The following is an 11,723-nucleotide window of genomic DNA, read 5'->3' on the forward strand; positions in this document are numbered from 1 at the left end:
GCGTTAGGCGACGATCGAGATGCCCGGGTTCGGCCGTGCCTGGCGCTGGGTGGCCAGCAGGCTGGCGGCTTCCTGTGCCGCCGAGAACCCGGAGGTGATCGAGCTTTCGGTGTAGAGGGTGCCGAGGAAGTCGCCGGCCAGGAAGACGCGGTTGGTTCCGCGCATGAGGGTGGACTGGAGCTTGGCCCGGCCGGGGAAGCAATAGGGCGAGGCCACCTCCCACCGGGCAGCCTTGGCCTCCACGACGCTGTCGGCGAAGCCGTGGCCGAGGACCTGGTCGAGATCGGCGAGGTGGGTCTGGATGACGTCCTCGTCGCTCTTCTCCAGCAGCGCGCGTCCGAGGCCGGCCGGCGAGAAGGTCATGAAGCTGCCGCCGGGTTTCCGCACGGACTCGGTGCCGCGGACGATGCTCGCCTGGTTCAGGGCGATCGCGAACGAGCGCTTCGGGGCCGCGATGGCGTAGATGTCGTCCCACGGCCGCGCCGAAGTCTCGTTGGTCAGGAAGGCCGTGCTGACGTGCGGGCCGTACTTGATCTGGCCGAGCGCGCCGCGCAGGTCCTCCGGCAGGTCCACACCGATGCGGTGCGAGACGTCCGCCGTCGTGGCGAGGACGACGGCGCGGGCCTCCACTTCGCGGTCGACCCCGCCCTGCGTGTAGCGGACGATGACGGAGTTCTTCTTGTGCACGACTTCGTGCACGGCGGCACCGAGCTGGATGCGGTTGCCCAGCGACGCCGCGATCGTTTCGGTCAGCGTCGACGGCCCGCCGACGATGCCGCGGTTCAGTCCCTGGCCGAAGCCCAGCACCAGGCTGAAGTACCCGATGCCCGCACCTGCCGAGATCTGGTCCATGTCGCCGGCCGAACGGGTCACCGTGGTCTTGAACAGCGCGGCCGCGTCCTCGCTCAGGTCGCCGATGTAGTCCTGGAAGGATTCCTCGTTATGGAAGTCGTAGATGCGCTGCTGGCGCATCGCCCCGGATTCCCCCGCCCGCTTCCGCACCACCCGGGTGTACTTGGCGACGCCGCCGACGACCTTCATCCCGCCGCGCAGCGTATCGATGCGGGACGAGAGGGACATGGGGATGCGGAACGGGTACGTGGCGATGTGTCCCTTGCGGATGAACTTGCCGTTCATCGACAGGGCCTGGAGCGAGCCCGGGATCTCGACGGCGGAAACACCGACCTCGCTGAGCAGCGCGTCCGTGGACGACCCGGCCCCGGCGAAGACGTGTCCGCCCCAGTTCAGCCAGTAGTCGCCCCGGCGCTCCGAGCGGATCCGCCCGCCCACGCGCCCGTCCGCTTCCAGCAGCAGCGTGTCCCAGTGCCGCAGCCGCCACCCGGCGGAAAGACCGGCGAGTCCGGCGCCGACGATTACAACATCTTTCATCTGTTCCAACTTCCTTTCCGGATCCCCTGCACAGGAGGGCCGCAGTCCCTATGGGGACGACCGTTCCGCGGTGCTTTGCAGCTTCTAGCGGGCTGACGGGGCTTTGTGATCTGGCTAACGTGATGTGCCTTACATCAAAGATAATTTGTGATCACACATCACACAAGGCGGTGGGGAGAAGTTTTTTTGAGGCCCCACTCCCGCGCCGCCGATGTCGGGTCAGTGGCGGCGATATATTTGATCTGTGGTCATATCCAAGCGCGTCGAGTCAACCTTGCTGACCGACCAGGTGTACTCGATGATTCATGAGGCGATCCTGAACGGGGACCTGCCGGCCGGTTCCCGCCTGCGCATCCGGGACCTTGCCGCCCAGGTTGGAACCAGCGTGATGCCGGTGAGGGAAGCGATCCGCCGCCTGGAAGAAGCCGGACTCGCCGAACGCGAGCCCCATAAGGGCGCCGTGGTCAAAGGCCTGACCCTGGAGGAACTGATCCACGTCTACGACGTGCGCCGCCTTTTGGAGGTCGAGGCAGCGCGCCTGGGGAGCCGGAAGGTCACGTCCGAGGACGTCGACAAGATGCAGGACGAATACACCCGGATGCGGACCGCGATTGCCGAGGGCCGCGTCATTGCCCTCCTCGACCACGATGAGGAGATGCTGGCCACGCTGTACAACGCCTCCGGAAACCCTGTGCTCGTACAGCTGATCCGCGCGCTCTGGCAGCAGTGCCGGGCCTACAAGATCGTCGGGGCCAAAGGCAGCCTGAACGACGGGGGCGACGATACGCTCTGGCGCTACCAGCAGGACCTGATTGCCGCGGCCCGGAACCATGACGCCGTCGCTGCCGCCTCAGTGAACGATGCCTCGCTGCTGGACGCGACAGGCCGCATCAAGGCGCTTCTGGCGGCGCAGAACGAGGGCTAAGCGCCCGGCCGCAGACCGCTACGCCGCAGGCTCAGCGTTCCACGGCGTTAAGACCGCACCATTCGGCGATGAAGAGGGCAATCGACTTAGTGATGCGGCGGACGGACTCGATGTCGACGCGCTCGTCGTAGCCATGGATCGCCTCGGAGACCGGCCCGTAGACCAGCGTCGGGGTGTCCGCGTAGAGCGTGAAGACGCGGCCGTCGAGGTAGCCGGGGGTGACGAAGGACTGAAGTTCCTTCCCGAAGACATCGCGGTGCGCGTCTTTGAGGACGTTCTCGGCGTCGCTGCCTTCCTCAAGCACGTAGCCCTCGGCGAAGAATCCCGTGCGCACGGCTTTGGCGCGGATTCCGTTGCCCTGCTCGTCCGCCGTGATGCCCTCGAGTAGCTCGGTGATCTGCTTCCACACGCTTTCGGCCGACAGGCCCGGGTAGAGCGCCACCCGCAGGTCGACGTGGCACCAAGCCGGGACACTGGAGGGCCAGTCCCCGCCCCGGATGCCGCCCATGTTCAGGTTGATCGGGTGGGCGAGGTCTTCGAAATACCGGTGCGCGGCGCGTTCGTCGTTCCACTCTGCTTCCAGGGAGCGGAGCTTGCCCACGACGTAGTAGGCGGCGTCGATGGCGTTGAATCCCGCGAGCATCTCCCGGGGATGGGTCGGCTGTCCCGCGACCTCGAGGCGGAACCAGATGACGCCGACGTTCGCCCGTACCAGCATGTCTTCCTCAGGCTCGGGGATGACCACGGCGTCGGCCCGGTACCCCCGGAGATGGGCGGCCAGCGAGCCGTTGCCGGTACACTCCTCCTCCACTACGGACTGCAGGTGGATCCTGCCGGCGGGTTCGAAGCCCGCGGCGCGGACCGCGTCGAAAGCGAAGAGGTTGGCGGCGAGTCCGGCCTTCATGTCGCCGCTGCCCCGGCCGTACAGCCAGCCCTCCTTCACATAGGAATCCCACGGTGAAGCAGACCACTGCTCCGCGGGGCCCTCGGGAACCACGTCGACGTGGCCGTTGAGGATCAGCGAGCGTCCGCGCTCCACGTCGGGCGTCCAGGTGCCGACAACATTGACCACCTCGTCATAGGAGACGGCGATGGCCCCGGCCCCGGGGTGGGCGGAGAGCTCCTCGGGATCCAGTTCCCAGCGGTCCATTTGCAGGCCCCGTTGTTCCATGGCCTCGAACAGCAATTGCTGCGCGCTGCCTTCCCGGGTGCGCAGGGAAGGATGGCGGACGAGCTCCTGGGTGAAGGCGATCTGGGCGTCGAAGGCCTCGTCCACAGCGGTCAAGATGCGGTCGCGAACGTGCGGATCGAGGGACATCATGTTCTCCAGTCGGTTCCGGCGGACGGAGTAATCGAAGCTCCGGGACAAGGTCGGCGATGCCGCAAAAACCGGCACCGCTTCGAGTCTCTCTGCGTTTACCGGCCCAAGGAAGAGCAGTTTCGCACCGACAACGCCGCCGGGCGTGTGCCTTTGCACAATGCTTCGAGCCGTTTCCTTCTGCCTCGAATCTCAGTTTTTCTTGAGCTCCTCGGCGAGCATCACGATGATGCCGCTGGGCCCGCGGACGTAGGTGAGCTTGTAGATGTCCTCGTAGGTCGCCACGCCGCGAAGCGGACGGCAGCCGTGCCGGGCGGCGATCTCCAGGGCTTGGTCGATGTCGTCGACCGAGAACGCGACGCGGTGCATGCCGATCTCGTTGGGACGGGTGGGCTCCGTCTCGATCGCTTCGGGGTGGATGTACTCGAAGAGTTCAAGGCGGCCGTGGCCGTCCGGCGTCTGGAGCGTCGCAATCTTCGCATGGTTCCCGTCGAGGCCGACGGCGGTGTCGGTCCACTCCCCGCTGACCGTGTCGCGGCCGACAACCGTGAGGCCGAGGTCCGTGAAAAAGGAAATCGTTGCTTCGAGGTCGCGGACGGCGATGCCGACGTTCTCAAGTTTGATGGCCATGCGTTGCAGGCTACCGAGCCGGGCCGTATTGCTCCAGAGCCAGGGCGCCCAAACCGTAAACTGTCGCGACCCCCCGACTCAGCCAATCGAAAACCCGGCCCTTGATTGGCCGGTCCCCGCATTTTGGGCCGTCAGCGGTGGACTGCCCGGTCGATCGCGCGGGCGAGATCCCGGTACAACGCGCCTGAAGGACGCGCGTTCAGCTGGGCACGGTCTTCTGCCACGGCGAGATGGTAATGCCCGGACTCGCCGGCATTGATGAACGTTTCCGGGTGGCCACTCTCGGGCTCCACCAGCAGCTGCCAGATGAACCAGGGCTGTCGCCACATGTTCACCAGCACCGGGTCGGCGCCCTCAGGCACCGGGACCGTCTCGCCACCGAATCGGCGGTTGACCGTCTGGAGGTCGATGGACAGCGGTTCGGACGCGAGGCTCCAGGCAGGGGCGATCCCTACCCAGGCCGCGATGGCCGGATAGAGGTGGCCCAGGGCCAGGAAGTCCAACTGGTGTCCGGCCTGCGAATTGCCGGCAAGGAATCGGTCGTAGGACGGGCCCGCCAGGACCAGGCAACCCTCCGGGCCGAGCCACGCTTGGAAGACCGAGGCCCGGCCGCCGAACTGCGCTGCGATGCGCAGCGAGGCGACGGAATCCCGCCAAGGGCTGGTGACCAACCGGCCCTGTCCGGTCAGCTTGCCCTTGTCCGTCAGCAGACCTGCCGACACCAGCTGGTCCAGTTCGGCCGCTTTGCCGGCGATGCCGAAGCGCCCAAGCCTGCCGGACTCCGCGGCGGTCTGCAGCAACTGGAGACTGCCAGCGGTGAGCCAGGGCCCCTGGGAGACGTACGGCTGCCGGGCAGCGATGCCGGAGAGCTGCTCAAGCTGTTCGCCGGTGTGCACGGATGCGAAAGCCTCGGTCCGCGGCTCCTTGTGGGGAAACGCAGCCATCAGCCGGCCCTCCGGAACTCGATCTTGGCGGCCAGGTAGCCGAACAGCTCGTCAAACGCCGTCAACTGGGTGGCCGCGCAGGTTGCCGTCACGTCCACGGCGCGGCCGTTCACGGCGAAGGTCCAGCGCTGGACATGCAGGACCTGGTTCCCCAGCTGGTGGGTGTACTCGATCTGCCGTCCGTTGCCGGCAGGGTGCGGCCAGATGTTGCAGGCGATCAGGTGTGCCCGGTCCAGCTCGGCGATGGCGGCGGCCATCGCGAAAGTGGACAGTTTGGCGATGGATCCATCGTACGGCTGGCTGGTCACCACGACGTTGGGCCGGAATGCGCCGTTCCCGGCCGGCGGGGCGAGCAGCACCAGATCGGTCCCTTCGGTGCGTTGCCGGGACCAGCCGGCCGGACAGGGGATCCGAATGTCGTTCGTGGTTTCGACCGGACAGTCCTCCGGGCCGGACGCTGTCATCGGCGTCCCTTCTGCTGCAGGCGCAGCGGTTCCTCGTGTTCGGCGGTGCGGACCCAGGCCGGGCGCATGAAGCGCGGGAGCCAGACGATACTCAGCAGCGAAACCAGGATGCCGGCCAGGGCCGGAAGAAGTACCGCCGCCGTGACAGCATCGGGCGCTCCGGTCTCCGCCGCCCAGGCCGCCAGCGGGGCGAGCATGAATCCGATGCCGCCGTAGAGCAATCCGAGGCCCGGGTAGCTGCGGATCCCCGGGACCAGCCCCCCGTAGGCCAGCCAGCGCCGCCAGCGCCCGGAGTAGGCCCGCCACCCGGCAACCGCCATCGCCGCCCCGGCCGCGACGGCCGCTAGTCCCACAGAGAGTTCCACGCGCTCTTCAATCCCTCGCCTACTTTTTCGCCCAATCCGCTGCCGATCGCACCGCCGGCAATACCGCCCACGATACCGCCGACGACGGCACCGACCGCAGTTCCGGGGCCGGGGAAGATGGACCCGATGGCTCCCCCGAGGATTGCGCCGCCCTTGGCGCCGGCCCAGGCTCCCGCCGCACCGCCGGCCAGCGACGTCCCTCCGACGATAACCACGTTCTCGGCCGCGCTGGCCGCCCGCTGGCCGTCCGTCCAATCAGGATGGTTGGCCAGATCCTCGTTGTACTGTGTCGAGCCTTGTTCCCAGATGGTCATGCCCGCATCCAGCACAAACAGGCCCCGGCCGGCGTTCTTGGCCCAGGCCGGCGGAGTAACCGCGTCCGGATCCAGTCGGAGTTCGGGACGCGGCCGCGCATACGCGTCCACGTCGATCGGCGGCCGGCTCACGTCTACGGTCGAACCGAGGGGCGCGAGGAGGCCCGAAGAGGTCCGGACCCACTTCTGCCCGCTGGCGTCGATGAAGTCGTATGCCATGTCGTCCACGTGCAGCGGCCCCTCCAGCCGCAGCGGCGGACCGGGCTGCAGGTCGAAAACGCGCGGCTCGGTAACAACCTCCAGCGGCTTTCGCACATGGACCGGTGACTGGTGCACGTGCTCCAGGATGGTTTCGGCGATGTCTTTGTTGGCACCCAGCGCGTCAACCCAGCCGGGCGTTTCGAGCTGGCCGGAGGCAGCGCCGATGGCGGCAATGCACCGGGCTTCGGCTTCCTCGTAGTCCTGCACGAGCCTGTCCACCCGGCCCTGCAGTTCGATGCCGGCCCGTACCTGTTCCGGTGTCTGCTCCACGCCGGTCGGGAGGCAGGAGCCGGCCTCGGCCAGGAGGTTCGCGTAGCGGGTCTTGAAGCCTGCCGATGCAGCCGCAAAGTCGGACAGCGCATCCCGCAGCAGGCCTGCCACCGTGCGGGCCTCGTCGCCGTAAGCCCGGACCTTGTCGAAGGCCCGGACGGCCTGATCCGCTTCGGGCGCGCGGTAGACCGCGCCCAGGCCGGACCACACCGCATGGCAGTTGTCCGCGATGCTGTTGGCCGCTGCGCCCGCGGTGGCAATGGCCTCGGCCTGGGTATCCAGTGCGTCCGGGTCGGCGAAGTCCGGGAGGGCGGCAAACGAGACGTTCACCCCTGCGGCACCTTGGACGCGCTCTCCTGCGCACGGGCAGCCATTTCCATGTCGCCGGCCTTGTACCAGTTGATGGCTTGGGCCGTGCCGTTGCATGCATTGGTGGCACGGACGGTCGCATTCGACAGCAGCAACCCGAGGTAGTCGGAGTGCGCCGCTTCAAGCGCCGCTTTGATCCCTGTGCTCCCGCAGGCTCCACCCGCGGCTTCGACTGCGGCCAGCATGTCTTTCTCCACGTCGTGGAATTCCAGCATCTCCTCCGCTGTCTGCGCGACGATTCCGCTGGACGCTGCGACGTCGATATCCCAGGCCGCCATTCCCACCACTTTCTGTCCCTTGCGCGGATTTCTGCATCCCCGCCGGATCCACTCTAGGACAAAGGTTTCAGTGGCCGCGATGGGGAGAACTCCCCCTTCGGGGCCGCTGCCGCCTGCCCCTCGTTCCGGCCTCCAAAAGTCAGCCGCAGCCTTCCTGTAAGCGCGCATCTTCGACTGCGTCCCGCAGTGTGTGCCAGACGAGGGAGGAGGACTGCGGCGCGAGCTGCACGCCGCCGTCGTTGTTGAGCCCGAAGAGGTAATGGCCGGCCGGACCCGCGTTGACGAAACCTCGGCGGAAGCGGCCCGCGCCGACGGTGGCGACCCAGACAAACCACGGTTCGCCCCACATCCGGCGCAGCTGCGGGTCCGCTCCCTCGGGCGGCGGCGTCCGCCGGTCCAGGATGCGCCGTTCAAAGTGTTTCCGCTGCACCCTGCTGGCCGGGGCGGCTTCCGTCCATGCCGGACCGAGGCCTGCCCAGGCAGCCATGGTCGACGCCGTGTCCTCGACCCCGGCGACATCCAGCTGGACCATGCTGCCGCCGGCGCCCGACTCGTACCCGAGCAGCAGCGCCCGCGCCGAGGTTCCCGCCACCACGGCGGTCCAGCGGCGCCCGACCCACAGCTGCAGGCTCGTCCGCGTCCCTTGGTGCCAGCCGTCGATCCGGGCCGTTGTCTGCGCCGTCTGCACGGCGTACCGGAAGAACCGGGCGTCCGCGGTATAGACGCCGCGGGAGTCGGTGAGGCCCCAGCTGCCGAACTCGCGGGCGAGATGCGGCCGGCGGAGCGCGGCGGCCTTCCCGAAGCGGTGCTGCGCCGAGTTGGCCAGGACAGAGGCGGCCTCGGCGGACAGCCAGGGGCCGGTCGAGAAGTAGCCCTGCGCCTCGGCCAGGCCGGCCAGTTCCTCGGGCATTCCCCCGGCCGGGTCCCCGCCGAACGGGACGGGTCCGCCTCCGGATCGGACTTCGGGCCGCAGCACGGTGCTCATGCGGCCGCCTCGTCCCACTGGAGCGAGGCCATCATCGCGTCGAAGGAGCCGCGCACCAGCGGCACCTGCCCCACCGTGCTGCTGGCGACGACGTCCAGGCAGCGTTGCTCCAGCTTCAGGATCCAGCGCCGGACCAGCACGGTGGTTTCGCCGATCCGGTAGGTGAACTCAAGCCGGCGGCCCGGGCGGCCGGCGTGTTCGAGCGGTTCGCTGGCGATCAGCAGCGGGTCCTCGTACTGCCGTTGCGCTTCCTGCGCGGCCCGCAGCGCGATGCGCGGAAGCGGCTCGTCGGAAAAGTAGCTGACAATGACCAGGCTCGGCCGAAAGGTCCAGGCCGGAAGGCCTGCGAGGGCGGCCACCAGCTCGGTGTGCTCCACCGGCACCCGTTCCCAGCCCTCCGGCGTTGCCACAGCGACGGCGAGCGGCGGATGGATCGTCCTTTTCACCCATCCCGCCAAGCCCGCACTCCTTGTCAACGCCGTATCGCGCCTCCCAGCCTAGGCCCGGACCGGTCCGCGCCGCGATGGGGAGGACTCCCCATCGCACCTCGTGCCGGGGCAGCGGCAGGTCAGAACGGGCCGTGCGACGCCCAGCGCGGTCCGTACGCGGCGATGCTGATCAGCCGGTCCTCCGTTTCATCCGGCTCATCGAAGTCAAGGACGACGGCGGCGCTACCGCCGCCGTCGCCCGCGCCGGAAGGGCCTGCGGCCGGCCCGGTTCCGGTGGAGCGGTGCAGGCTGATGTCGAGCCAGCTGTCGGCCAGATGCTCCACGCGGCCGCGGCCCCACTCGACGACCGTGACGGAGCTGTCCAGGGTGTTCTCCAGGTCGATGTCGTCGATCTCCGCGTCCGACTGCAGCCGGTAGGCGTCCACATGCACCAAGTCGGGCCCTTCGCCCAGGGACGGATGCTCCCGCACCAGCACGAAAGTCGGCGAGATGATTCCCGGGCGCACGCCGAGGCCTTCGCCCAGGCCCTGCGTGAACGTCGTTTTGCCGGCGCCCAGCTCGCCGGTGAGGACCAGCAGGTCACCGGCCCGAAGCTGCGCACCTATCCGCTTGGCCAGCGCCTGCGTTTCGGCGGCACCGGCCACCGGATACTCGGCGCTCCAGGCGGGTCCGGCCGCCGGGGTGCTCATTCCGCGCTCCCGGCGGGCGCACCGCCGTCGTCAACGGGTGTCTGGCCGAGGTAGACCCGGGGCACCCGGGGACTGATCCGGGTGACGATCTCGTAGTTGATGGTGCCGGACGCCGCCGCCCAGTCCGCAGCCCCCGGAACGTCTTCGCCCGCGCCGAACAGGATGACTTCCTCGCCGACAAGGTCGGGCGCCTCGGCGGTCCGCAGGTCCACCACGAACTGGTCCATCGCCACCCGGCCGACGACGTCGTAGCGCTTGCCCCCGATGGCCACCTGGGCGCCGCTGGCGTTGCGCGGAATGCCGTCCCCGTAGCCCATCGGCACGAGTACCAGCGTGCTGGGCCCCTCCGTCCGGTAGCGCAGCCCGTAGGACACACCCTGGCCCTCCGGCACGCGCTTGCAGTTCGCCACCTTGGCGCGCAGCGTCATCGCGGGCCGAAGCTTGAGGTCTTCGGGGCGCTCGTTTTCGAACGGGGAAAGGCCGTAGGTGCCAAGACCCACGCGCACCATGTCGAAATGGGCGTCGGGACGGCTCAGGGTGCCCGGCGTGTTGGCCAGATGGCGGACTTCGAGGTCCATCCCGGCGTCCTCGGCGACGGCCACGGCTTCGCGGAAGCGGTCGATCTGCTCGTCCGTTTCCGGCCGGTGCGGCTCGTCCGCCACGGCGAGGTGGGAGAACACGCCAACCACGCGCAGCAGCCCCTCTTCCTGGAAGGCGGACGCCTGGCCGATCAGCTCCTCCCAGCGATCCGGCGGGCAGCCGTTGCGTCCGAGGCCGGTGTCGATCTTCAGCTGCACGCGGGCAGGCCGCTGGACTTCCTTGGCAGCGGCAGCCACGTGTTCGAGTTCCCAGCCGGAGATGCCGATGTCGATGCTGGCCGTGATGGCGGCGGCGAAATCGCTGTCCGGAGTGTGCAGCCAGGCCAGGACGGGAGCCTCGATGCCGGCCGCCCGCAGGGCCAGGGCCTCGGTGATATGGGCGACGCCCAGCCAGGAGGCTCCGGCTTCGAGGGCCGCGCGTGCCACCGGAAGCGCTCCGTGCCCGTAGCCGTCCGCCTTGACCACCGCCATCACGCGGGCGGGCTCGGCCACTTGCAGGAACTGCCGGATGTTGTCCCGGATGGCCTCCAGATCAATGACGGCCTGGCGGTCAAAACTCTCGGATGCTGCTGAATTCACCACTCCATTCTTCCACTTGGCGCCCGCGGCTCCGTCCAGCCCGTCCGGCGATTGTGCAGAACCCGCACCAAAGCGGCCTTTGCGGAGGCGACAGCCACGGAAGCTTCTGTGGAAGCGTCCGGGGAATCAGAGCGGACCCAGGTCCCCGAGCACCCGGCGGATGGCCAATTCGTGCGCCACGGCGTTGAAGCGGTAGAGCGTTTCTCCGTGCGCGGCCAGATAGGCGTTGCACTCCCGGAACAGTTCCTCGTTCACCCTTGCCTCAAGCTGCTCCAGCTCGGCGCGGGTCAGGGTAGACAGATCCCGCGGAAAGTCGTCCGACGGCCTCAGTGCGGAGAACGGCATACCCGGGTCCTTTCTGCAGCTGCCCCACTGCCTGTGGTTGCTGCCGGCAGATTCCCCACCATCCGCCGGACTGCGACTTCTCCATTTGAACCCGCTTCTCCCCCGCCCGCAAGCCCCGGGAACCCACTAAATTTGCCGCCCCCGGGCACCGGACGTGGACTGCTGATATTGGGCGTGCCAAGGTGGGAACCATGCCCACCGAGGACGACGTGCGCCGGCTCTGCCTGGACCTCCCTGGCGTCACGGAGCGGCCCAGTTGGGGCCGCCCTGCCTGGTTCGCCCGCACCCTCATGGCGCGCATCTGGGAGCCCGGCGTGCTGACCGTCAAGACCCGCGAGCGCGAGGCCCTCGCCGGGACGGACCCGGAAACCTTTTTCTGGACGCCGCACCACGAACGGTCCCCCAACCTCGTACTGGTCCGGCTGGAGCGCGTCGCGCCGGACGAACTCGGCGAACTGCTCGACGAGTCCTACCGGATAGCAGGACCGCCCGGAAGTAGCCGGCCGTAGCGGCTTCTTCCGGGCGGTCGGGTCGGGCAGGGGCCAGGCCG

At 68.4% G+C, this 11,723-nt stretch carries 15 protein-coding genes; 2 read left to right on the plus strand and 13 right to left on the minus strand.

Going from position 1 to position 11,723, the window contains the following annotated elements; genetic code table 11:
- Positions 1 to 3: 3 nt before the first annotated feature.
- A complete protein-coding gene (locus tag AHIS1636_RS07660; protein ID WP_264795216.1) occupies positions 4 to 1,389 on the minus strand; it encodes a protoporphyrinogen/coproporphyrinogen oxidase in 1,386 nt (461 codons plus the stop codon).
- A gap of 244 nt (positions 1,390 to 1,633) precedes the next feature.
- Between AHIS1636_RS07660 and AHIS1636_RS07665 the strand changes: the two genes are divergently transcribed.
- Positions 1,634 to 2,314 (plus strand): GntR family transcriptional regulator, encoded by a 681-nt coding sequence (locus tag AHIS1636_RS07665; protein WP_264795217.1) that lies wholly within the window; start codon positions 1,634 to 1,636, stop codon positions 2,312 to 2,314.
- A 31-nt stretch (positions 2,315 to 2,345) separates the two neighbouring features.
- On the opposite strand, the gene AHIS1636_RS07670 is transcribed toward AHIS1636_RS07665, so the two are convergent.
- From AHIS1636_RS07670 to AHIS1636_RS07725, 12 genes are all read right to left on the minus strand, one after another.
- Entirely contained in the window at positions 2,346 to 3,632 is a 1,287-nt protein-coding gene (locus AHIS1636_RS07670) for an ArgE/DapE family deacylase (RefSeq protein WP_264795292.1), read from the minus strand.
- Positions 3,633 to 3,824: 192 nt separating this feature from the next.
- The gene (locus AHIS1636_RS07675; protein WP_264795218.1) at positions 3,825 to 4,262 is read right to left on the minus strand and encodes a VOC family protein; all 438 of its coding nucleotides are present in this window, start codon (positions 4,260 to 4,262) and stop codon (positions 3,825 to 3,827) included.
- 131 nt (positions 4,263 to 4,393) lie between these two features.
- Positions 4,394 to 5,206, minus strand: coding sequence for a hypothetical protein (locus AHIS1636_RS07680; protein ID WP_264795219.1), 813 nt, complete (start codon positions 5,204 to 5,206; stop codon positions 4,394 to 4,396).
- Positions 5,206 to 5,670: a hypothetical protein gene (locus AHIS1636_RS07685; protein ID WP_264795220.1), complete on the minus strand. Its 465-nt coding sequence runs from the start codon at positions 5,668 to 5,670 to the stop codon at positions 5,206 to 5,208. Before AHIS1636_RS07685 ends, AHIS1636_RS07680 begins: the two co-directional genes overlap by 1 nt.
- Entirely contained in the window at positions 5,667 to 6,035 is a 369-nt protein-coding gene (locus AHIS1636_RS07690) for a hypothetical protein (RefSeq protein WP_264795221.1), read from the minus strand. Before AHIS1636_RS07690 ends, AHIS1636_RS07685 begins: the two co-directional genes overlap by 4 nt.
- Positions 6,014 to 7,210, minus strand: coding sequence for a hypothetical protein (locus AHIS1636_RS07695; RefSeq protein ID WP_264795222.1), 1,197 nt, complete (start codon positions 7,208 to 7,210; stop codon positions 6,014 to 6,016). Before AHIS1636_RS07695 ends, AHIS1636_RS07690 begins: the two co-directional genes overlap by 22 nt.
- Positions 7,207 to 7,527, minus strand: coding sequence for a DUF6507 family protein (locus AHIS1636_RS07700; RefSeq protein ID WP_264795223.1), 321 nt, complete (start codon positions 7,525 to 7,527; stop codon positions 7,207 to 7,209). The genes AHIS1636_RS07695 and AHIS1636_RS07700 overlap by 4 nt, the downstream gene beginning before the upstream one ends.
- 139 nt (positions 7,528 to 7,666) lie before the next feature.
- Positions 7,667 to 8,512: a hypothetical protein gene (locus AHIS1636_RS07705; protein WP_264795224.1), complete on the minus strand. Its 846-nt coding sequence runs from the start codon at positions 8,510 to 8,512 to the stop codon at positions 7,667 to 7,669.
- Entirely contained in the window at positions 8,509 to 8,958 is a 450-nt protein-coding gene (locus AHIS1636_RS07710; protein ID WP_264795225.1) for a hypothetical protein, read from the minus strand. Before AHIS1636_RS07710 ends, AHIS1636_RS07705 begins: the two co-directional genes overlap by 4 nt.
- Positions 8,959 to 9,080: 122 nt before the next feature.
- Complete coding sequence (gene tsaE / locus AHIS1636_RS07715) at positions 9,081 to 9,650, minus strand: tRNA (adenosine(37)-N6)-threonylcarbamoyltransferase complex ATPase subunit type 1 TsaE (RefSeq protein ID WP_264795226.1); 570 nt, start codon at positions 9,648 to 9,650, stop codon at positions 9,081 to 9,083.
- Positions 9,647 to 10,828, minus strand: a complete 1,182-nt coding sequence (gene alr, locus AHIS1636_RS07720) for an alanine racemase (RefSeq protein WP_264795227.1) — start codon at positions 10,826 to 10,828, stop codon at positions 9,647 to 9,649. Before alr ends, tsaE begins: the two co-directional genes overlap by 4 nt.
- A 126-nt stretch (positions 10,829 to 10,954) precedes the next feature.
- A complete protein-coding gene (locus tag AHIS1636_RS07725) occupies positions 10,955 to 11,173 on the minus strand; it encodes a hypothetical protein (protein ID WP_264795228.1) in 219 nt (72 codons plus the stop codon).
- 191 nt (positions 11,174 to 11,364) lie between these two features.
- Here AHIS1636_RS07725 and AHIS1636_RS07730 point away from each other — a divergent pair, with 191 nt between their 5' ends.
- The gene (locus AHIS1636_RS07730) at positions 11,365 to 11,682 is read left to right on the plus strand and encodes an MmcQ/YjbR family DNA-binding protein (protein ID WP_264795229.1); all 318 of its coding nucleotides are present in this window, start codon (positions 11,365 to 11,367) and stop codon (positions 11,680 to 11,682) included.
- The last annotated feature ends 41 nt before the right edge of the window (positions 11,683 to 11,723 follow it).

Origin of the sequence: Arthrobacter mangrovi, from assembly GCF_026011795.1 — a bacterium.
Taxonomy (GTDB): Bacteria; Actinomycetota; Actinomycetes; order Actinomycetales; family Micrococcaceae; genus Crystallibacter; species Crystallibacter mangrovi.